The organism is Treponema denticola (assembly GCF_024181645.1).
Taxonomy (GTDB): domain Bacteria; phylum Spirochaetota; class Spirochaetia; order Treponematales; family Treponemataceae; genus Treponema_B; species Treponema_B denticola_A.
Window position 1 is genome coordinate 77,828 of sequence record NZ_CP058624.1, and the last position, 21,970, is coordinate 99,797.

The following is a 21,970-nucleotide window of genomic DNA, read 5'->3' on the forward strand; positions in this document are numbered from 1 at the left end:
CTACCTCTCCATATATTCTAGCATATTTTCTATTTCTTTTTTAGATGGCTGTATCTTTTTTATATTTTTTATAGGTTTGTCTAAACTTTTCATGTATTCCGGTTGATTGGGTTTTTCGCCGCAAGCCTCCTCGATTATATCGGCTTCAAAGGCCGGATGATCCTTTGAGATAAGAACAAGGGTTTCCGGGCCCTTATTTTTTAAAATATTACTTTTTATGGCTGCTCCATAGGCTGCGGCTGTCGAAGTATCTATCATAACTCCATATCTTTGATAGGCCTTTCGTATAAGCTCTTTATAATCCTTTGGATCTACCTGCTTAGGAAAAATCAATGCCTTCATAATTGCAGGGCTTATTTCGAAAATCTGTTCCAAGCGTTCGATATTTGAGGGACTTACAGGATCTGCTGCACTTCTTCGGCTCAAAGGAACTTCCATAGTTTTGCAAAAGCAGTCTCCATCTTTGTTTACCGATAGTTCAGGCGTAGAATCGGTAATAAACCCGTTTAATGAAAGGCCGCTCTTCCATGCAAAAAGCCCTGCCGAAAGGTTTCCATAATTACCGGAGTGGAGGGCATAATAGATTTCGCCAAAAGAGTGTTTTTTAAAGCGGGTAAAAGCATAAAAATAGAAAAATATTTGGGGCAAAAGTCTGCCTATGTTTACTGTATTTGCTAAAGTCAGACCGTATTTTCCTACAAGATTCCTATCAAGATATACGGACCTTTTTAAGTTTTCGACATCCTTTACATCTCCGTCACATTCTACCGAGTAAATAGAACCTCCGTTTTCGGCTAAATATTCTTCCGGTATACCGGAGGCATAACCTTTGGGATGAATTAAAAGAGTCTTTACCCTTTTTTTGTTCCAAAAGGCGGCAGCCATGCTTTGACCGTTTTTCTTGGTTCCTGTTCCTAAAACTATGGCTTTTTTATCGGTTATGGTTAAAATATGTTCAAGAACTGAAGCAAACCATAAAAAGCCGAAATCTCTATGGCAACCGGTAGGGCCGTGAAAAAGGTCCAGCAAAAAGAATTTTTCGTCCAGTTGGCGCACTCTGGGGCTGTAATTTCCGAAAGCTGAAACAGCAATACGTTCCGAAACTGCAGGGCTGAATTCTTCTCGTAGGATTGCAGAGGTTAAGGCTCCCGCAATAGATGTAAAACTTGAAGTTTCGTTAAGGTGATAGGCCCAATCGCTTAAGTCTAAGGCTTCTTTCGGTATATAAAGCCCTCCGTCTGCCGGCATACAGTTTGTTACTGCTTCATAAAAGGATACAATCTTATTGTTGTTTCTTGTACTTACTAAATCCATGCTTTTCTATTGTATCATATTTAAGATAAAATTCTATACTTTTTTATAAATTTTATCGGTTTATATGTCATTTTTGCTTGTCTTAAGCCTTCATCGCCTAAATCCTGCTCTCTGTTGATAAATTCTATGTATTCAGGCAGATAACCTGCAAAGGCATAATTGATGTACTGAAAACTCCCTTTGTAAGATGCTAAGGCTTTTTCAAATAAAATAACGGCGGTTTTATTGTTTTGTGTTATTTCTGCAAGAGTCCAAGCCACAGGTTCATCCCAAACATAGAGAATGATGCCCATCATCGAGGTTCTGCTTAAGATTGATAGGGCTTCTAAGGCTGCTTCATAGTCGGAATTTTCAGGATTTGAGTCCTGTTTTGTACTGTTCCATTCTTCAAGGATTTTTTTGGCATCTTCCACATTTTCAAGGGTGAGAGGTTCGATTGTTATTTTGTCATAAGATTTCTCAAACTTGTTTATATGGGTCTTTTTTTTATGAAAATCCTTACCCTTTAACTCGGCCAAATCTTTTCTGAGATAAACATAGTCAAAATTATCCCTATCCTCCTCAATTTTTAGCTCTTTTAAAAAAGGCAGATTGAATACATTTGTGTTATTATCCAAAAAAGATTTTGAAAGGATCATCCATTTTTTATATTTTGCCAATAATTCCTTTGTTATTTCGACATCTACTGTACAGCATGGGGTTATAAAAAAGCTTTCACCCTTATATTCCCCTATTATTATCAATAATTTTTCTGTTTTTGTTACCTGATATTTATAATTATGTCTAAAAAGGTATAAATTCAGAAAAGTCAGCTCCGAGATTCCGTCAGGAAGCCTTTTTAAGTAAAATTCCATTTCGGATTGCATGTCCAACGAAATGGGTGCAAATTCAGGATACTGTGGTATACTCATGCATATATCCTACTATTTTTAAGAAAAAACGGCAATAGATATAAAAAAATACTTATTTTTGATTGAAAATATATTGATATTGGTTTATAATGTAGGAAGATAAGAGTCAGACTTATCAAATTTTTATTTCGGAGGATGAATTATGAAAAAGATTGTTTTTATTATTGTGGCGTTAAGCTGTATGCTTTCTTTATCGGCCTTTGACTTTATGGATATTTCTGGTGATGTCGGTATCGGTTATATGAACCATAATATGGTAACTAGGTATAAGAGGGATTCTCTTAAAACTAATTTGGCAGAAGGTTTAGGGAATGTGCTAGGAACTGGAAACCTTAGACTGGAAGATCCGAAGGCTGTTGATTCATACAATGCCTTGGCCTTAGGATTAAACCTTAAAATGAGCTATGTGTATGCAAATATCAGCGTAGGTCTCCCCTTTACGCAGATACCTACAGGAGATGACCCTCTTGCAAAAAAATTGAAGGAGTTGGGAGCTACAAATAAGTTGAAAAATTCCGTTATTGTCGATGGCCAGATAGGGGTAGGCATAAATGTTTTAAAGAGTTTACCTGTCAATATTTTTGTAGGCGGCGGTTTGGGTGTAAACTATATTCAGACAAGAAGAGACCTTCCAGATGAATTTGTAAAAACGATAAAAGATAAACATGGTAACCCTGTTGCAAAGGAACTTAATGAAACTCGAAGTGTTGCTATGGTCGGGCTTGGTATAAATGTAGCTTTGCGTTACTATTTTACAAAAAATATTGGTGTTTCCTTTGATATTAAAGATACGGTACATTTTATTCCGTTTTCAAACAAAAGGTATTACAAAGGAAGAACAATAGACGGAAGTAATTTTACCTATACGATTACCAAGGATGATAAACAGGATATCAAGTCCCTTATAAAATACTCATGGGCCAACAACCTTACATTAAGATTGGCTGTAGCCTTTAAACTCTAACTTTTAAAGTTAAGAAAAATTGTAACTATCTTTTTTAAAAGACTGTTTAGCAAGTGTACCTGTTTATATTAACTATATAAACAGGTATCTATTATGCGGAGGTTTATTATGAAACACAAAAAAATAATTTTTATTTTGATTATTTCGGTTGCATCTGCTGTTTTTGCATTTGCAGATTTTGCGATTTCGTTCGGTCCTGCCTTTACGAATTATTTTGTTCACACTAAAAATAATGGTAATTTGGGTACAGTCCATGCTGATATACAAAAGGCAGTACAAGAGCTTAAAGACGAAAAGAATAATGCCGCAGGACTTGCTGTCGACCTTAGAGCGGGTTTTATTTATTTGATGGCCCAAATTGCCTTTCCCGGAAAAAACCATAACGATCTTGTAAAGGATTCACGTGCTGAAAAGGATAAGTTTGTAGCGAAGAATGCCTTTATTCTTGACACTCAGCTTGGAGCAGGTATAACTTTGTTTAAAAAAACAAGGTTTAACCTCTTTTTGGGAGGAGGTCTCGGTTTAAATGCTATGAAGGCTACTCAGTCTATTTCTATAGCTGGTCAAAATCTTAGTTACGACAAATTGGATGTCATGTTCGGTGTAGGCGTAAATGTTTTGGCAAGTTTTTACTTTACAAAAATGATAGGTATTTATGGAGGTATTGCCGATACTGTTTATTTTGCACCTCTGAAGGTTGAAAAAACTTTTAATGTCGCCGGTCAGCCCTACACTTTTTCAAATAAAAATACTATACAAGATGTTATTGCCAACAGTGTAAACTTAAAGTTAGGCCTTTCTATTAGGTTATAAATTTTAATTGTTTTACGCAAAAAGGCAGCCCATTTAAATGAGCTGCCTTTTTTATTGAGCAAATAAAGTTTTATTTTAAGGAGTTTAAAACGCTTGACAGCCTTGTTTTGTCGTATAAGTCTAAAGGTCGCCCTTCAGAAAACCTAACAGCTTCTTCGGTAAAGGTTCCGGCGCTCATACAAATTCCTGTTCCGCCCTTGACTTCTTTTAGCCGTGCATGCAGTTCTCTAAGAAGCAGCTCACCTACCGTTCCCTGCGATCTAAAAAATCTAAAAATGACCGTATCCGAAAAACGGGATGTATCTATTTCGGCTACTATATCGGTGTAGGCTGCCAATACGGAAATATCCACTATTTTTACCTTAGCTTTCGGATAAAAACGGGCTACGATTTTGCGGCAAAGAGCTACGAATTCACTTTGTCCCGACATTAGGTATATTTGTAAGTTTTTGTTTTTGTTTAATTCCTGATATCTCATTATTAAGGTTGCCGCATCCTTATATCCCGGGCTTATGGACTGGATTTCTTTTAAAAGATGAAGGGCTTGACCAATTTCGTGAGTTTTTATATAGGCTTGAGCTAATCTATATTTTAGCTCGTTAGAAATATCCAAAGGTGTGCCGGTATGCTTTAAGCCTATTTGGAAGTCTTCGATAGCTCTTTCCAGCTGATCGGCCTTTGCCTTTATCATACCTGTGTATAATGAGGCTTGAGGGCCGAAAACAGGATCTACTCTAAGATGGTTTAATATTTTTAAGCATCGGTCGGTAGCTTCCGTTTCATAAAAACATTCGCCCATTGCAAACAAAACTTCCTTATCATCGGGTTTAAAGTCCAGAGCTTTTTTTAAAGCCGGAAGGGCTTCAGTGTATTTATGTAAATGTTTTAAAGTATATCCAAGATACTTTGTTGCCAAAAAGCTGTTTGGTTCAAGTATTAAGGTCCTTTTGAAAAATTTAACGGCTTTTTCATACTCTTTTTCGAGGTAATAGATATAGCCTAAGTTATAGCTTACATCAAGATTTTTTGGATTGATTGTTTCTGCAAGAAGAAAGCCTTTTTTTGCCTCAGGGAGCCTGTTTGTTTTTAGAGCACAGGTTCCATACCTGATAGCAACATCCAGCTGCTTATTCATTTCGAGCGGTTTCATTCTATCCAGTAAGGCTGAGTATGCCGTATAAGCCTTTTCCCAGTCTTGGTCTTGATAATAAATATCTCCCATTATAAATAAACCTTCAACATCATGAGGGTTTTGAGCTAAGCGGCGTGAAGCTTCTTTCATTAAAACGGCTCTGCCTTTAACTTTCTTTCTTCCTCCCGAAGAGGATGATTTGCTTCGTGTAGCTACAAGTACAAGGATAACAACAGCAATAATAATAATAAAAAAGGAAATAATAATAGTCGATACCATTCTCCTATTATGCGTTTTATTTTAAGATATGTCAATGGAAGGTGAATTGAATTTGTAATAATACTGTAAAATATACCCTAGGCAGCAGCTCTTGTATGTGATATAATGAGGGGATATTATTTCCTTGGAGGAGGTATGAAAAAATTATTTTTTATGTTAATTTCGTTAATGTGTATGACTACAGTCTTTTCTGATCCGGTAAAGGATTTTAGTGAGGATGACCTTCCCTTAAAAAGGGTAACTCTATATTCTTCAGGTGTTGCTCATTATGAGCATGAGGGCAGGGTAAGAGGCAACGGAAAGATCGAGATGTTGTTTTTACCTTCTCAGATAAGTGACGTGCTAAAATCTATTTTTGTAAAAGATCCTGCTGCAAAGAATTTATCGATAAATTATCAATCGGAAGATACCCTTAAAAAAACTATGCAAAGTTTAAAGATAGATTTATCTGAAAATAACTCTATTTTTAAGATTCTTAACTCGCAGAAGGGTGCAGAAATTGAAGTTTACACGCCGAGTAAGATTACCGGTAAAATTTTAAGTGTGGATAAAATTGAGGATTCTAAACCGGATATGATTTTGTCGATTGCTGCGGCAGACGGTGTTAAGATAATATCCTTAAAAGATGTGCAATCTTTTAAATTTACGGATCCCCAAAGGAATGAGGACTTACAAAAGGCTTTAGGTCTTATTTTAGAGGCCTCTGCAAAAGAAAGGAAGCTTATTTCGATTGATATAGAAGCTGCCGGAGAGCGTAATATAGGGTTGTCTTATGTCATGGAAGCTCCTATTTGGAAGCCTTCGTATAGGCTTGATATGGGCAATACAAGTGCAGCTTTTCAGGCTTGGGCTATAATCGATAATTCTACGGATCTTGATTGGAAGGATGTAAAACTCACCCTTACAAGCGGCCGACCAATAGGCTTTAGACAAAATTTATATGAACCCTATTATACCGAGCGAGAAACTATTCCGATTCTTGCAGGTCAGACGGCCGGTATTGAAACCTTTGATTCCGCTTATGATGACGATATGGCTTATGAAGAAACTATGCCCATACCGCTGATGGAAAAAAGGGCTTATGCAAAGGCGGCTGCTCCCTCCATGGACGAAGCCAAGGAATCTTCTTATTTTGAAAATCAGGCCATTGCGAAGAGTAGTGCGGGGGAAATGTTTGCCTTCAGCCCTGTAAAGCCTGTTAATTTACCTAGGCAGAAGAGTACAATGATTCCGCTTAGCCTTGCATCGCTTCCTGCACAAAAATACTCGGTTTTTTCGAATATACCCTATGGTTCCGATGTACATCCTAAGTTATGTATCAGTATCGAAAATAATTCCGGGCTAAAGTTTCCTGCAGGGCCTATTACGGTTTTTGAAAATGGGGAGTACTCAGGCGACGCTATTTTGGAGTTTTTACCGGAAAATGAAAAACGGCTCATAGCCTTCGGTGATGATATAGATGTGAAGGGTACAAAAACCGAGGACTTTGACAAGCATATTCATAGCCTTAAAATAGTAAAAGGAGTTTTAACAAAAAGATATAAGTCGTCTAAAAACTCTGTCTATACTATCAAGAATTCTGCATCAAAAGAACGCTCCGTCATCGTTGAACATTTTATAAGTTCAGGTTTTAACCTTGCCGATGAAAAAAAATTGTTGGAAAAGACATCGAACAAGTATAGGTTTAATATCAAGGTTAAGGCTAACGCTCAAGAAAAACTTGATGTAGTTGAAGAAAGGTTTTTTGAAGAAATTATTCAAGTTAATACGATGGATAATAATTCCATGATAGCTATTTATTCCAATTCTAAGATGCCTGAAAAGATAAAAAAAGCTTTTAAGGATGTTTTAGATGAAAAGGTAAAAGTTGATAAGGCCCAAATTGCCTTGACTAGTTTACAAAATGAGCAAAAAAATCTTAATGCCGAGCAGGATCGAGTCCGTAAAAATCTTCAAGCTGTCGGTTCTGAGACTCAACAGGGTAAGCTTTTTTTAGATAAGCTTTTGGAGATAGAAAATTCTTTGGAGAATTTAAAGAAGAAAATCGGCCAAAGTGAAAAAGAATATTCTAATCTGCGATCCGCTTTTTTAGATTATGTTGAAAAAATTAATATAGAATAATTATTTTTTACGTTGATTCATTATGAAAAAGAAAAAATTATAAATAAAAGATAGAATTCGGAGTTGTTTCTTTAATTATGGAAAAAAAAATCGGCAGATTGGTTTTATTTTTTTGGCTGTTCCAGTGTTCAGCTGTTTTTGCAATTTATAAGATATTTAGTACGGATGCTGAGATTTTTAGTGCATTTTTAATACATATAACTCTCTGGCATTCCTTGATTTTGCTTTTTTTGATTCTATACAAGGAGGAGTTTGTAAATGTGGAGAGCAATCTTTCACTTGATAAAATTAACCTTGCAAATGGGATTACCCTGTTCCGCATAAGTTCTGTACCTTTAATAGCCTTTCTTTTAAAGCAAAATTCGATAGAACAGATAAAAATAATCTTGGCTGTTGTTTTAATCTTGGTTTTTTTGACGGACTTTTTTGACGGTTTTATAGCCCGTAAATTTAATCAAGAAACAAGGATCGGGCGTATGCTGGATTCTATGAGTGATTACTCCCTGCTTGCTCTTGTTTCAATTGTATATTATCAACTGGGTCTATTGCCTAATTGGTTTTTCTATTTGATTTTTGTAAGATTAATGTTTCAGGCTTTGGGAATGCTCTTTTTTATGTTATTGAAGTTTCCGGTTGAAATAAAGTCTACAAGGGGCGGTAAAATAACGATAGCGGCAACTATGATTCTTTACAGTCTCAAGATGCTGCAATTTTTTGTTCCTTTCTTTTATAACTTTAAACAATTATTTTTAATAGGAGAATATTCCTGCGGTTTTATTATTTTTGTATTTTTGTTTGAAAAAATATTTATTTTCTATGATCATTATAAAAAATACCGCAAAAGAGGTAGAGAAACTTAGATATCAATACTAAAAAAGACTAGAATATAATTTTATAAATTGTTATAATATTGAAGTTATAGTATACAAACACTGTTTTGATAGGAGTTATAAAATGAAAGAAGGTTTAAAGAAATACCTTGAAAAAGAAGGCTCAAATGCAAAGTTAGCTATGGTTGCATATTTAGCCAATTTGGATCAGGTTGCCTCCGTGTACCCTGAAGTTGCATCAAGCATTGTAAAAGAAATAGAAAATCAGCGGAGTCACTTAAAACTTATCGCCAGCGAAAACTATTCTTCATTGGCAGTTCAAGCTGCTATGGGTAACCTGCTGACCGATAAATATGCCGAAGGTTTCCCTGAGCATAGATATTACGGAGGATGCGAAAACGTCGATGCCGTTGAAATGGCTGCTTGCGAAGAAGCATGTAAGATATTTGGAGCCGAGCACGCTTATGTTCAGCCTCACTCCGGAGCCGATGCAAATATCGTAGCTTATTGGGCAATCTTAAATGCCAAGGTTGAAGAGCCCTTCTTAAAGAAATTTGAGACAGTTGTAGACGGAAAAGTTAAAAAGATGAGCCTTGAAGGTTTGAGCCATGAGGAGTGGGAAGAATTACGCCATGCTCTTGGAAATCAAAAACTTATGGGCTTGGATTACTATTCGGGCGGACACCTTACCCACGGCTATGTTCAAAACGTTTCTTCAAAAATGTTTAGAACATGCTCATATACGGTAAACAAAGAAACAGGTGAGCTTGATTATGCCGAAATCGAAAAAAGAGCAATGGAAGAAAAGCCCTTGATTCTTTTAGCCGGATACAGTGCCTATCCCAGAAAGATTAACTTTAAGAAATTTAGAGAGATTGCGGATAAATGCGGCGCCGTTTTAATGGTTGATATGGCCCACTTTGCCGGTCTTGTTGCCGGAAAAGTTTTTGAAGGCGAATATAACCCTGTTCTTTGGGCTGATGTGGTAACAACTACAACCCACAAAACTCTTCGAGGTCCCCGCGGTGCTATGGTCCTTTGCAAAAAAGAATTTGCCGAATTCGTTGATAAGGGATGCCCCCTCGTAATCGGCGGCCCTCTTCCCCATGTTATGGCTTCAAAGGCTGTTGCCTTCCGCGAAGCAAGCAGCAAGGAATATCAAGACTATGCCCACAATGTACGCGATAATGCCGCTGCCCTTGCCGAAGAATGTATGAAGCTCGGAATGAAGCTCCAGACAAACGGAACAGATAATCACTTAATGCTGATTAATGTAACAAAATACGGCTTAAACGGCCGCCAAGCGGAAACTGCAATGTCCGAGTGCGGTGTAACCCTTAACAGAAACAGCTTGCCCTTTGATCCGAACGGCCCCTGGTGGACAAGCGGTTTACGCGTAGGTACTCCTGCCGTAACAAGTCTCGGCATGGGAAAACCCGAAATGAAGCAAATAGCTTCAATTATCGACAGGGTATTAAAGGCTTCAAAGCCCGGCGTAACAAAGAGCGGAGCTCCCAGCAAGGCTAATGTAGTTGTAGACCCTGCCGTAAAAGCAGAGATACAAAAAGAAGTAGATGCTCTTTTACATAAATTTGTTCTTTATCCTGAATTGGATTTGGACTATTTAAAGAGCGTTTATTGCTAAAAATATCTTTTAATTGAGATAAGGGGCTCCGGAAGGCTTTTGCTTTTATTGGGAGCCCCTTTTTTATTGAGTTTTATGGAGGAAAGTATGAAAATAGGACTTTGCGCATCGGAAAATATAGATAATGATATTGATTTTAATATATCTCAAATCGAAGGCTTTATAGAAAAGACTAGGTCTGAAAAACCCGATCTTCTTCTCTTTGGAGAAAGTTTTTTACAGGGCTTTGACTCTCTTTGTTTTGAATATAAAAAAGATATTTTGACAGCTCTTCAAATAAACTCGGAACCCATTGCAAAGATTCGTTCAATTGCCAAAAAAGAAAAAACAGCCATAGGTTTTGGCTTTATCGAAAACGACCATGGTGCTATTTTCAGCTCATACATAATATTAGGAAAAAACGGAGAAATACTTTGCCTTTATAAAAGAGTTTCCAAAGGCTGGAGAATTGAAGGCACCTGTGCCGACTATCGTGAAGGAAAAGAGTTTTTTGAGTTTGATTTTGAAGGTAAGCGCCTTGCCGTTTTTATCTGCGGAGACTTATGGGAAGATAATCTTTTAGAGTCTATTATCAGCCTCAACCCCGATGCCTTTTTGTGGCCGGTATTTTGCGGTTATACAAAGGAAGAATGGAAAAACGGTGAAGGCTCTGCCTACGCCGAAAGAACTGCTATCCTCGATAAACCGGTTTTATTTATAAACTCCCTTGTAAAGGAAAATGCTAAGGCTATAGGAGGCGGGGCCTTTGTTTGGCACCAGGGTAAACTTATAAAAGAAATACCGATGGGCGAAACAGGTTTTTTATTATACGAAATTTAACATGACATCGGAAAAATATGAGCCGCTCTTTAATTAGTAATTCGAGCGGCTCTTTACTTAATAATTGGAGCCTGAGGAGTGGCTCATGTCTTTTAGGACGACATCATGGGGGCCGCCTTCTATAATACTTGCCGAAGAGACTAAAGTTATTTTTGCATCACGCTGGAATTCCGGAATGCTTAAAACCCCGCAATTACACATTGTCGAGCGTATTTTGTTTAAGGTTACTGCAACATTATCGTGGAGCTTTCCTGCATATGGCACATAGGAGTCTACACCTTCTTCAAAAGAAAGCTTTTTCTCTCCGCCCGAATCGTATCGCTGCCAGTTTCTGGCCCTCGCTGAACCTTCGCCCCAGTATTCTTTCATATAGTTTCCATTAATTAAGACCTTGTTGGTAGGGCTTTCGTCAAAGCGGGCAAAGTAGCGTCCCAGCATACAGAAGTCGCTTCCCATAGCGAGGGCTAATGTTATGTGGTAATCAAAAACGATTCCGCCGTCGGAACAGATGGGAATATAAACACCCTTCTTTTTAAAATATTCGTCCCGGGCTTTGGCAACCTCGATTACGGCAGTGGCTTGACCTCTTCCTATTCCCTTTGTCTCACGGGTAATACAGATTGAACCGCCTCCTATTCCGACCTTTATAAAATCGGCTCCTGCATCCGCTAAAAAATTAAAGCCGTCTGCGTCTACAACATTGCCTGCCCCTATGGGAATTGAATCCCCGTATTTTTCTTTTACAAATTTAATGGTTTGCTTTTGCCAATCGCTAAAGCCGTCCGAAGAGTCTATACAAAGTACATCGGCTCCCGCTCCCACAAGGGCGGGAACTCGTTCTTCATAGTCCCTTGTATTTATACCGGCTCCTACCATGTAGCGTTTTTTTTCATCAAGAAGTTCGAGCGGGTTTTCCGCATTGCTTTCATAATCCTTTCTAAAAACAAAGGCGACAAGGCTGCCTTTTTTATCAAGAATCGGAAGCGAATTGAGCTTAAATTCCCAGATAATATCTTGGGCCTCTTTTAGACTTATCCCTTCTTCGGCAACATGGAGGCGTTCGATAGGGGTCATAAATTCTTTTACCTTTGTACTTAAATCGGTATGCCCTATGCGGTAATCCCTGCCTGTAACTACACCTAATAGTTTCCCGTGTCCTGTTCCGTCATGGGTTACTGCAACGGTAGTGTGGTCTGTTCTGTCCTTTAAGTCTAAAACATCGCTTAAATGATGCTCAGGCGTGAGGTTTGAATCGCTTTCGACAAAACCTGCCCTATAGTTTTTTACTTTTGTAACCATCTTAGCTTCACTTTCAATTGATTGGGAGCCGAAGATAAAAGAAAGGCCTCCTTCCCTTGCAAGCGCAATAGCCATATTATGATCTGAAACGGACTGCATAATCGAAGAAACAAGAGGAATATTTAAACTGATTTTAGGCTCTTTATCTTTTTTATATTTTGTTAAAGGCGTTTTAAGAGAAACTGCCTGAGGAATGTGCTCGACTCCCGAAAGACGCGGGACCAATAAATATTCGCTGAATGTATGCGAAGGTTCATCATAAAAAAAAGCCATAGATCACCTCAAAAATAAATTTCTTAATACTATAATTTTTTTGAAAAAAAATCAAGGACTTTGAATTTTTAGATCGGTATTTAATATTTAAATTACGCTTGCATTCCATTAAAAGCTATTGTATAATATCTTTATGTTAAACAAGCAAAGAAAGATGACTTGGCGGACTTATCTCGCCTATGGAGCTGCCGATTTATACGGCGGAGGCTGTTTTTTTATCGTTACTACATTTGCGATGTACTATCTGGTAAATGTAATAGGACTTCATCCTGTTCTGGCAGGGCTTATTCCTGCAATCGGAAAATTTTGGGACGCCGTATCGGATCCTATGATGGGCTACATTGCCGATAATACTCCGCAAAACCGTTTCGGAAAAAGAAGAGTTTGGTTTTTGGTGTCAATTATTCCAATCGCTCTTTCCTTTATCATAATTTGGTTCCCGACCGGAATCGAAAGTCAGGCCGGAAAATTTATCTTTTATACGATAGCCTATATTATATTTTTTACTGTTTCGACCGTTTCCTACATACCCTATGCGGCCCTCTCAGCCGAGATAACTAAGGACTTTTCCGAAAGAAATAAGCTCAACGGTTCCCGACTCATGTTTTCTTTTATAGCTACCCTTTTGGGCGGGCTTTTGGCTCAGCCTATTATCGATGCCTTTCACGGCAGCATGATGGGCTACTTTGTGATGAGTATAGTCTTTGCCCTTATCTTCGCCCTTCCATGGATTCCTCTTTATTTTGAAACATGGGAATTGCCCGAAGAAAAGAGCCAAAAAAAATCGGATGCCAAATTTATAAAAAACTTTTTATCCCTTTTTAAAAGTAAGTCTTGTAGAATTCATATTGCGATGTATGTCTGCTCCTACGGAGCTTTGGATATAGTTATGTCTTTAGTCTTGTTCTATATTGTGGATTATTTAAACCGCGGAAGTGTTTTTGTAATAGCCCAAGGTGCGCTCTTACTAACCATGATGGCGACCCTTCCCATTCATAACCGCATAATAAACAAGAGAGGGCATAAACCCGTCTATGTTTCTGCCCTAATCATCTTTGCCGTTTCCATAGTCCTTATGTCTTTCCATACGCCTCAAACAAATCCGGTATTTTTGATATTGAACATGGTGCTTATGGGTGTCGGAATTTCGGCAAACAATTTGATTCCCCATCAGCTTCTTCCTTTTTTGTCTGACATAGACAAACTTATGAGCGGAGAAAACCGAGCCGGAACCTATTCGGCTGCGATGACTCTTACCCGAAAACTTTTTTTAGGTTTAGTGATAATGACCACAATAGGCTTTGTTTTAAGCGGTATAGGTTATAAAAATCCGGTGCCCTCGGTTTTGACCCAAAAGCAATTTCAAGAAGCTCAAAACTTGGCTGTAAAAAATAATGAAAACTTTGAAAATATAAACAAGTATTATTCTCTGCGGGAAGACGGGAATTTCCATCTAAAATACATGAGCCGAAGCACTGATGAGATTATCAGCTCAGTGTATAAGGAAGAAAAAGATAACTTTGATGAAATTCCTCAAGATGTTTTTGAAAATTTACTTTCTTCTTTCGATAAAAAAGACTTCAATGAAATTGATAAAAAATTCTTGGTAGAATCTTCTTATGTAAAATCGGGAGAAGTTTATAAAAAAATCAAACCTCAAGATTTTTATACAAAAAATGACCTTTATGATTTGAAGGAGCTTTTGGATAAGATTGATTTTAAATATTCCGGTATAGGTCAGGTTCAAAAACCGCAGCAAAAGGAGAAGACTTTAAAGGGCGTAAAGATTTCCTTTATAATAATGCCCTTGTTTATGATTCTTTTCGGCATCTTCTTCGGTCTTAAATTCAATGTAAGTCCTGAAAACCATACAATAATTCTTGATGAACTGAATAGATTGGAGGCAGGCGGTAAAAAAGAAGACGCGGACGAAAAGACCAAGAAGGTTTGTGAGCTTTTAATAGGAGAGCCTTACGGCAGAATGTAAGAGCCGCATGAAGAAAACCTCCTGAGCCCTTTAAGGACTCAAGAGGTTTTTTTGTATTTTTATAAAAATTTTATTGACTTTTTACTAAATCTGATATATATTATAAATATACAACCTAGACTAGAATATGAAGGGGTAAAATTTTATAATTCTATATGTATACTAGACTTACAACAACAAAACTTAATAGAATTTTTTTATGTTTCAGTGAAGATATTACTGCTGCGGCTACTGCAAAAATTACCGGAATCAATCGGAACACCGTAAACAGATATTTTGGAATAATTCGGGAAAAAATACTTAAATATAGCATCTTTGAGCAGGCAAAAGAAATTTCGGCCAATGTCAGGCATATTTCCTATTTTAAAAAAGCTAAAATTAGAAGAAAAAAGATACAAGAGTTTATTGCCGCACGTCCTGTATTGGGGCTTTTAAAGAAAGGCAAAAAAATATTTGTCAGCTTGGTGCATGACGATTCCCATGAAAGCCTCCTTTCAATAATAAAGGGCGATTTGGAGAAGCTTATTTCTCATCAAAACAAAATTGAACCTTTTAACACTTCGTTGCTAAAGGATTGCGATCAATACAGGGTTTTTTATGATGAAAGTGAGATAAAAAGTGAGCACACAGCGGGAATTGAAAATTTTCTAACCTTTGCAAAAAAACGTTTGGCAAAATTTAACGGCTTTTCATCAGGTTCTTTTTTACTTCATCTAAAAGAATGTGAGTTTAGATATAATCATCGTGATGAAGATTTATGTGCTTTGATTAAAAAAATTTTTAAAAAATTTTAAATTGTTATAAATATTAAAAAGTACTTATCTAAGGAGATTGGAACTTTATGAATAAAACAAAATTGAGCTTTATTATTTTAACAATTGTTTTAGGTGTAACTGTATTTTTTTCTTTTATGCTTCCGAATATAATTATGGATAATGAACTGCGGCATTTTTTTCCTGAAGAGCATAATTCGTACAAACGGTTTAACCAATTAACTGAAGATTTCGGCGATCAATATATAATGGATGTCGTGATAGAAACAAAAGAAGAAACTATCCTTCATAAAGAAACTATTGGGATAATTGCACAAATTACCGAAGACTTGGAAAATCTTGACAATATTGTAAATGTAAAGTCGATAACAAATGTTGATTTTATTACCGATGATCAAGGAACTCTTTCGACAGGGGCATTAATCCCCGAAAGTTTTAATGGAACAAAGAGTGAAATAGATGATCTACAAAAAAGAATTTTAGAATGGCCTAAGGCATATATCGGTACCGTTCTGTCTTCAGATTTTAAAGGCGTACAAATAATTGCAACCTTAAACTCAGACTCAACTCCGCCGGAAGTAAGCCGTATTTACAATGAGACCTTAAACATAATTGAAACAAATTTGAGTAAGGATAAAAGTTTAAACTATAAAATTGCAGGAGATCCGGTATTAGGTGAATATGGAAAAATATTTATGTATGCAGATTTAAAAAATCTAATTCCATTAATAACGGTTGTCGTTTTGCTTTGCCTTTTTTTCTCCTTTAAAAATATAGAAGGAACTCTTCTCCCTCTATTGACGGTTTTAATAAGTACGATTTGGACAGCCGGCATTATGTCAATCATAGAAGAACCTCTTACGATAGTTTCAAGCTGTCTTCCCGTCTTGCTTATCGCTGTAGGTTCCGCTTACGGGATACACATAATAAATTATTATTACCAAAAATTGGAAAAGGAGCCTCCTATTACAAGTGTAAGCCGCCACCATGAACTTATAATGCAGACACTTAAAAGTGCCAGTCCGCCTGTTTTACTTGCAGGCATCACAACAATTGCAGGATTTGTTTCTACAATAACAAGTCCTATAAAGCCCTTGAAATCTTTTGCGATCTTTAGTGCGGTAGGTATTGTCATCGCTCTTTCCTTAGCTTTTTTATTTATACCCTCTGTTTTAATGTTAAAATCGGTCAAACAAATACAAAAACAGCAAAAAAGAATGAGCCTCCTAAATGTTAAAAAAAATGCCCGCCTTGCAGCTCTGGGTGTAAATAAAAAAGGAGCTGTTCTCGATAGATTTTATTCCTATTTTAATAAAAGACAGGCTGTTTTCATTATCGGTCTTTTAGTCATAATAGGAATTTCAATTTGGGGAATTTTTAATCTTAATATTGAGTCGGCATTTTTGGAATATTTTCCTAAAAATTCAAAGATACGCAGTGATGTAGTTTCTATCGATAATAAATATGTCGGAACTACAGGTTTTAGCTTGGTTGTAACAGGACGTGAAAAAGGAGATATGTGCAATCCCGAAATTTTAAAGAGCATGGATGATCTTGAAATTTTTTTAAAATCAAATCATCCCGAAATAGGCAGCATTGTTTCTTTTACAGAATTTATAAAACGAATGAATCAGGTTATGAATGCTCATCCTATAGAGTCTCAAAATATCGATACGGAAAATTCAGAATCTGTTGACAGTTTTTTCGATGATGAAGATACTCTTGAAAGTGATTCATACTCTGAAACCGATGCAATTACTTCCGGTTCAGTTTCGGTATTAAAAGATAACTTAAATCGGGAAGAAACTATAGAGCTATTCGTTTCGGCTTACGCTAAAGCTTATGCTTCTTCTAATTCAAGAGAACTCGGTGTATCCGAATTTATTGAAGCCTTAAAGCGTGAGATTAACTATAGAGGAGCGGCTTATTATGAAATACCCGACGATATCGAAAAATATTCTGTTTCACAAAAAGAAGAATTAAAAAATATTATTTCGCAGTATTTGCTTTTATATTCGGGAGCTCTTGATTCTCTTTTAGATGAAACTCTTGAACCTAAGAAAAGCAGAATGCAGATTATAATGCGGACTCATGATACGGGGAAAATTAAAAATGTTATTCAGGATGCAGAATATTTTGCAAGTACACATTTTCCTCAAGGCTATACTTTAGAAGCTGCCGGTTTGGGAGAATTGGAAACAGCTATGACTTCTATGATAATTTCAAGTCAGGTATCAAGTTTGGTTTTGGCTGTTGTAATAGTATTTTGTATTTTATCTCTCTTTTACCGATCTTTTATTGCAGGCCTAATCGGGGCTATTCCTCTCGGTATTTCCATCTTACTTAATTTCGGCATTATGAGTTTAACGGGAATAAACCTTGATATGGTAACAAGTTTGGTTGCGGCTATTGCAATAGGAATCGGAATAGATTACACGGTTCACTTTATGAATAATTATCATAATGAAAGAATAATAAGTGAAGACTTAACACAGGTTACATTAAAAACTCTCCGCCATTCAGGAAAAGGAATTGCCGTAAACGCTTTTTCGGTCGGATGCGGTTTTTTGGTAATGTGTTTTTCTAAATTCGTAGTCCTCAGGTTTGTAGGTTTTTTGGTAGCGGTAGTAATGTTCACAAGTTCCGTTGCTGCATTGACCATATTACCTGTCGTATTAAATATTTTTAAACCATCATTTATGGCTAAACCGCATAAAAACATTTTTGCGCAAAAGCTGAAAGGAGAAACAAATGAATAAGTCATTGTTAAAAAAAGCGGTTATACTGTTTGCATTAACGGTATTATGTATCGGATTTACGTTTGCAGAAGACGGTAAAAGTATTGTTCAAAAATCACTCGATGTAAAACGGCCTAAGTTTACTCACTCTGCCTTAAAGATGACTCTTGTCGATTCTAAAGGAAATACTGAAGAACGGATGATAGAACAATGGGCAAAAGATCCCGGAGATAAAACAGGAGCTGCCGTTATCGTTTTTAAAAAGCCTGCTTCAGTTAAAGATACAAGATTTTTGCAGATTGTAAACAAGGATAGGGCCAATGATAAGTGGATTTATCTTCCGGCTCTTAGAACTGTCCGCCGTATTGCGGGAGCCGAAGGGTCAAAACCATTTATGGGAACTGATGCCGATTATGATGATCTTGAAACAAGAAAGATAGATGATGATACTCATACTCTGCTCGGTGAAGAAACAGTTGATTCTTACAATTGCTGGAAAGTCGAATCGGCGGCAGTAGATCCGAAAAGCAGCCGCTATTCAAAAAAAATTACCTACATCGACAAAGTAACTTGTATTCCGGTAATGGCCGAAATGTATGACAAAAAAGGTGCGTTGCTCAAAGTATTGAAGGTAGAAAAACTTGAACAAAAGAACGGATATTGGATCCCTATAAAAGGAAATTTAACGAACGTTCAAACCAAACATTCTACCCATCTCGAAATTTTAAATATAGAAATAGACAAACCGATTAATGATAAAATGTTCACACAGAATTTTTTAAATACGGGAAGATTATAAGGTATTTTGCGATTTTTTAACGGAGGCATTATGAAAAAATATATATTTATTTGTATGATTTTTGTTTTTCTACATTTTGCCCACGCTCAAGACTCATTTTTTGATGATTCTAATTTCAACGATGAAAGTGCAAACTCGGAAACCGGACAAAGTTTATCGTCGAATTTTGAATTTTCAGGCTTTGCCGCTCTTGGAATAAGATTCTATTCTCACCCTGATTTAAAGCGGGCGGAAGCTGTTCCTAATTTCGGCATAAATTTAAAACACTCTTCTTCAAAAACGGAAATTGACTCTCATTTTAAATTCAATATGAGGACTATTTTAGAATATCCTCTTGATTTTATTGATGAATGCACAATGAGAGCCTATCTTGGAGATTTTGTACTATCAACAGGAAAGATGAAATTGGTTTGGGGAAGGGGTGATATGCTGCATGTTTTGGATGTGTTTAATGCTAACGATTTTACGGATTTTACTATTCCTTCTTACATTGACCAAAGAATAGGAGAGCCGATGATTCATCTAGCCTACAACGCTCCTATAGCCTTGCGCCTTGAAGCTGCATGGACACCTCTTATGACCCCCGACCGACTTTCCCTAAAAGGGCCTTGGGTACCTTCTCAAATTGAGGAGGCGAAACAAAAAGTAATAACCGATTTAAACTCTATTATGGAAGATACAAGTTTTGCATTTTTTTTTAATGAGAACAAAATTCAAAAAATGCTCCATGACCCTATTTCTGCACAGATACAAAACATAAATATAAACTCTTCAATTACCATTGACATGAAAGATGTCGTTTCAAAGTTGGATCAAGAGGCTTTATTGGATGGTATCGGTCCTTTCGTAAAACCGCAAATAAAAAAATTATTAGAAAATCTTGCAAAGCAAAAAATTACATTCTCGATAACCGAAATAGCAAATACCTTATTACCGCCTAAACCTGATGGAAGTGCTTATACCGATGAGGAAATACAACAAATGCTTAAAGGAGAACCTTTTTTAACTCAACTTACTTCAAAGATTGCCCATGAGATTTCCGAAAAAGGAAAAAAACTTGAAACCGAATTAAAATCCGATTTAAAAAAAGCAAATGCAATAATCCAAAACTTTGATTTAGATCCTTTTATAAAAATCGGAATGAACTCTTTTCTTCCCGATATGAATCAGATAAAATACGGGCAGTACGGCTTACGGCTTTCAGGTTCTTTGGGGCCGACCGATATGGCTTGCCAATATTATTTTGGGCATTATAAAACTCCATCTATCGATGTTTCTGCAATGGTCGAAAAAGCTATGAGCGGCGGGAATATAAGAGATTGTGTTTATTACGATCCTATTCATATTTTCGGTATGGATTTCGGAGCTGCAATTTTTATGTTTAATTTTAGATCGGAAGCTGCATATTATATGAGCTACGATTTTAAGGGTAATAATCCTGCCGTTCATAATAACAGCATTCAGTGGGTTTTAGGTTTTGATGTAGATATTCCTCTTAACAACATAAATCTTAATGTTCAAAATATAGGCTCTTACATTTTAGGTTTTAAAAATGTAAAAGAAAATAATAAAAACGGTTTTATCGATATGGATTGGAATAAGGCTCAAAAAGCTTCAAACAATAAGCTCGTTGTAAATATTTCAGACTCATGGCTCCACGAAAATTTAACCGATTCTATAACAATAATTTGGGGAATAGAACACAATGATGCAGTTATTATGCCCAAAATAAAATATAGAATAAAAGACGAATTTTATGTGGAGGGAACGGGTGCTTATATTTATGCAAAAGATAAAAAAAGCGAATTTGCTTCATGGAAAAATAATCACTTTGTTCAATTAAGCTTTGAATATCATTTTTAATTAAACAAAAAATCTGGCAGAATAAACAAAACCCCTCCGATCCTTAAAGGATTTGAAGGGGTTTTGCAAAATTATTTTATCACAAGATTGCTTAATTTAGCCGAAAAACAGCGGTACTAAGAACGAGGCAAGCAGGATTATAAAGGCTCCTCCCAAGCGGGATGAGATTTGGGCAAAGGGCATGAGCTCCATGCGCTTTGAGGCCGTAAGAACGGCAACATCTCCCGTTCCTCCCATGTTTGCCATACAAAGACCTGCAGTGATAGCAGATTCAATCGGATAAAAGCCTACAAGTTTTCCTATAAGTCCGGCACCGATTATTGCGCCGATTACAACCAAGAGTACAAGTACAACATAAGAAATGCTGAATGCTCCGATAATATCACCGAGATTTGTATATGCAATGCCGATACCGACCAAGAGGGCTGCGGTAAAGTTTTTTGCGACAAATTTATACCAAAGAGCACAAGCATTTTCAAAGTTCTTTGGTAAGATATTTGCAGCCTTTACAACAGCAACGCTTATAATCATCCAAGCATAGGTGTGAATATTTACGCCGATAAGTTTAAATAGATTAGAGACTATATTTCCCCATGTAAAAAAGGCTGTTGCAATAACGATAGCAATTCCGAACTCCTGCAAAGAAAAATGCCTTTGAAGTTCCTCATCATTAGGAACTTCAAATGTTCCGCTTGCAAGAAGCTGTCCGTTTCCCGTCCAAGAGGGTTTAACCTTTCCGAGTTTATCGAGCAGACCGCCTGCGACTATTGCAAAAGCATTGCCGAGGGCTACAGCCGGTACAAGTTTGGAAAGAATTTGCTCTGCAGGGATTTTTAATGCTGAAGCAAAAACTTGAGCAATCGGAACCGCACCGGCACCCATACCTCCGCCCATAATCGGGATACCGATGTGGGCAATAGCCTCAGTTGCCTTTATTCCAAAAAGAGGAGCTCCTAATGAAACAAAGATTAACGCAGCTGCAACCGAGCCTATAATACACGGGAAGTATCGTATAGCAGCCTTAATTAAAAGCTTTCTGTCCATTCCTAGGATAGAACCTGTAATAAGGGCTGCAATGTAAAAGTCTAAAAAACCTCCGCTTTTCATAAAAGTTGAAGTATTTTTTAAAATTCCTTCGGGCAATACATTATAATAAGCAAGGGCACTGGATGCAAAGATAATTACGATCGGCCCGCCTCCAAAGAATGTTTTTACTATAGGAGTATTATCTCCGATAATGTTTAGGACTTCACCAAGTACCATCATCAAAAGAAGGGCTCCTATCATGCCGCCCGGCAGCTTATTCCACCATGTTGCAGCAATTACAACTGCCGAAATAACTCCGAAAAGTGTGAGAGGCATGCCAAAAATTTGATACTTTTTCTTTTCGTTTATCATAAAAATAAACTC

Annotated in this window: 16 protein-coding genes; 11 read left to right on the plus strand and 5 right to left on the minus strand. The window is 36.8% G+C overall.

The window, feature by feature from the left end; genetic code table 11:
* Positions 1-1,314, minus strand: a complete 1,314-nt coding sequence (locus tag HO345_RS00320; protein ID WP_253683322.1) for a PALP domain-containing protein — start codon at positions 1,312-1,314, stop codon at positions 1-3.
* 20 nt (positions 1,315-1,334) lie between these two features.
* Entirely contained in the window at positions 1,335-2,225 is an 891-nt protein-coding gene (locus tag HO345_RS00325; protein WP_253683323.1) for a DUF2156 domain-containing protein, read from the minus strand.
* Positions 2,226-2,367: 142 nt separating this feature from the next.
* Here HO345_RS00325 and HO345_RS00330 point away from each other — a divergent pair, with 142 nt between their 5' ends.
* Positions 2,368-3,189 (plus strand): DUF2715 domain-containing protein, encoded by an 822-nt coding sequence (locus tag HO345_RS00330; RefSeq protein ID WP_253683324.1) that lies wholly within the window; start codon positions 2,368-2,370, stop codon positions 3,187-3,189.
* 108 nt (positions 3,190-3,297) lie between these two features.
* Positions 3,298-4,002 (plus strand): DUF2715 domain-containing protein, encoded by a 705-nt coding sequence (locus HO345_RS00335; protein WP_253683325.1) that lies wholly within the window; start codon positions 3,298-3,300, stop codon positions 4,000-4,002.
* A 70-nt stretch (positions 4,003-4,072) separates the two neighbouring features.
* On the opposite strand, the gene HO345_RS00340 is transcribed toward HO345_RS00335, so the two are convergent.
* Positions 4,073-5,413, minus strand: coding sequence for a tetratricopeptide repeat protein (locus tag HO345_RS00340; protein WP_010694630.1), 1,341 nt, complete (start codon positions 5,411-5,413; stop codon positions 4,073-4,075).
* A gap of 135 nt (positions 5,414-5,548) precedes the next feature.
* Between HO345_RS00340 and HO345_RS00345 the strand changes: the two genes are divergently transcribed.
* The 4 genes from HO345_RS00345 (at position 5,549) to HO345_RS00360 (ending at position 10,828) form a co-directional block, all read left to right on the plus strand.
* Positions 5,549-7,534 (plus strand): DUF4139 domain-containing protein, encoded by a 1,986-nt coding sequence (locus HO345_RS00345; RefSeq protein WP_253683326.1) that lies wholly within the window; start codon positions 5,549-5,551, stop codon positions 7,532-7,534.
* A 77-nt stretch (positions 7,535-7,611) separates the two neighbouring features.
* Complete coding sequence (locus tag HO345_RS00350; protein ID WP_253683327.1) at positions 7,612-8,394, plus strand: CDP-alcohol phosphatidyltransferase family protein; 783 nt, start codon at positions 7,612-7,614, stop codon at positions 8,392-8,394.
* 94 nt (positions 8,395-8,488) lie between these two features.
* The gene (locus HO345_RS00355) at positions 8,489-10,009 is read left to right on the plus strand and encodes a glycine hydroxymethyltransferase (protein WP_253683328.1); all 1,521 of its coding nucleotides are present in this window, start codon (positions 8,489-8,491) and stop codon (positions 10,007-10,009) included.
* A gap of 87 nt (positions 10,010-10,096) precedes the next feature.
* Positions 10,097-10,828: a carbon-nitrogen hydrolase family protein gene (locus HO345_RS00360; protein ID WP_253683329.1), complete on the plus strand. Its 732-nt coding sequence runs from the start codon at positions 10,097-10,099 to the stop codon at positions 10,826-10,828.
* A gap of 57 nt (positions 10,829-10,885) precedes the next feature.
* Here the strand turns inward: HO345_RS00360 and HO345_RS00365 are convergent, their stop codons facing one another.
* Positions 10,886-12,400 carry an IMP dehydrogenase gene (locus HO345_RS00365; protein ID WP_253683330.1) on the minus strand — a complete coding sequence of 505 codons (1,515 nt, stop codon included), beginning with the start codon at positions 12,398-12,400 and terminating at the stop codon, positions 10,886-10,888.
* Positions 12,401-12,533: 133 nt separating this feature from the next.
* Between HO345_RS00365 and HO345_RS00370 the strand changes: the two genes are divergently transcribed.
* The 5 genes from HO345_RS00370 (at position 12,534) to HO345_RS00390 (ending at position 20,560) form a co-directional block, all read left to right on the plus strand.
* A complete protein-coding gene (locus HO345_RS00370) occupies positions 12,534-14,387 on the plus strand; it encodes an MFS transporter (protein WP_253683331.1) in 1,854 nt (617 codons plus the stop codon).
* A 155-nt stretch (positions 14,388-14,542) separates the two neighbouring features.
* Entirely contained in the window at positions 14,543-15,181 is a 639-nt protein-coding gene (locus HO345_RS00375) for a transposase (RefSeq protein ID WP_002684451.1), read from the plus strand.
* Positions 15,182-15,228: 47 nt separating this feature from the next.
* A complete protein-coding gene (locus tag HO345_RS00380; RefSeq protein ID WP_253683332.1) occupies positions 15,229-17,919 on the plus strand; it encodes an efflux RND transporter permease subunit in 2,691 nt (896 codons plus the stop codon).
* A complete protein-coding gene (locus HO345_RS00385; protein WP_253683333.1) occupies positions 17,912-18,697 on the plus strand; it encodes an outer membrane lipoprotein-sorting protein in 786 nt (261 codons plus the stop codon). Before HO345_RS00380 ends, HO345_RS00385 begins: the two co-directional genes overlap by 8 nt.
* Before the next feature lie 30 nt (positions 18,698-18,727).
* Positions 18,728-20,560, plus strand: coding sequence for a hypothetical protein (locus HO345_RS00390; RefSeq protein WP_253683334.1), 1,833 nt, complete (start codon positions 18,728-18,730; stop codon positions 20,558-20,560).
* A 96-nt stretch (positions 20,561-20,656) separates the two neighbouring features.
* Here HO345_RS00390 and HO345_RS00395 read toward each other — a convergent pair whose 3' ends face one another.
* Positions 20,657-21,958, minus strand: a complete 1,302-nt coding sequence (locus HO345_RS00395) for a 2-hydroxycarboxylate transporter family protein (protein WP_253683335.1) — start codon at positions 21,956-21,958, stop codon at positions 20,657-20,659.
* Positions 21,959-21,970: the final 12 nt, after the last annotated feature.

What these genes read in the sequence shown, in the direction of transcription:
- HO345_RS00320 (WP_253683322.1), bottom strand. Translation starts at nt 1,314, where the DNA reads ATGGATTTAGTAAGTACAAGAAACAACAATAAGATTGTATCCTTTTAT.
- HO345_RS00325 (WP_253683323.1), bottom strand. Translation starts at nt 2,225, where the DNA reads ATGAGTATACCACAGTATCCTGAATTTGCACCCATTTCGTTGGACATG.
- HO345_RS00330 (WP_253683324.1), top strand. Translation starts at nt 2,368, where the DNA reads ATGAAAAAGATTGTTTTTATTATTGTGGCGTTAAGCTGTATGCTTTCT.
- HO345_RS00335 (WP_253683325.1), top strand. Translation starts at nt 3,298, where the DNA reads ATGAAACACAAAAAAATAATTTTTATTTTGATTATTTCGGTTGCATCT.
- HO345_RS00340 (WP_010694630.1), bottom strand. Translation starts at nt 5,413, where the DNA reads ATGGTATCGACTATTATTATTTCCTTTTTTATTATTATTATTGCTGTT.
- HO345_RS00345 (WP_253683326.1), top strand. Translation starts at nt 5,549, where the DNA reads ATGAAAAAATTATTTTTTATGTTAATTTCGTTAATGTGTATGACTACA.
- HO345_RS00350 (WP_253683327.1), top strand. Translation starts at nt 7,612, where the DNA reads ATGGAAAAAAAAATCGGCAGATTGGTTTTATTTTTTTGGCTGTTCCAG.
- HO345_RS00355 (WP_253683328.1), top strand. Translation starts at nt 8,489, where the DNA reads ATGAAAGAAGGTTTAAAGAAATACCTTGAAAAAGAAGGCTCAAATGCA.
- HO345_RS00360 (WP_253683329.1), top strand. Translation starts at nt 10,097, where the DNA reads ATGAAAATAGGACTTTGCGCATCGGAAAATATAGATAATGATATTGAT.
- HO345_RS00365 (WP_253683330.1), bottom strand. Translation starts at nt 12,400, where the DNA reads ATGGCTTTTTTTTATGATGAACCTTCGCATACATTCAGCGAATATTTA.
- HO345_RS00370 (WP_253683331.1), top strand. Translation starts at nt 12,534, where the DNA reads ATGTTAAACAAGCAAAGAAAGATGACTTGGCGGACTTATCTCGCCTAT.
- HO345_RS00375 (WP_002684451.1), top strand. Translation starts at nt 14,543, where the DNA reads ATGTATACTAGACTTACAACAACAAAACTTAATAGAATTTTTTTATGT.
- HO345_RS00380 (WP_253683332.1), top strand. Translation starts at nt 15,229, where the DNA reads ATGAATAAAACAAAATTGAGCTTTATTATTTTAACAATTGTTTTAGGT.
- HO345_RS00385 (WP_253683333.1), top strand. Translation starts at nt 17,912, where the DNA reads ATGAATAAGTCATTGTTAAAAAAAGCGGTTATACTGTTTGCATTAACG.
- HO345_RS00390 (WP_253683334.1), top strand. Translation starts at nt 18,728, where the DNA reads ATGAAAAAATATATATTTATTTGTATGATTTTTGTTTTTCTACATTTT.
- HO345_RS00395 (WP_253683335.1), bottom strand. Translation starts at nt 21,958, where the DNA reads ATGATAAACGAAAAGAAAAAGTATCAAATTTTTGGCATGCCTCTCACA.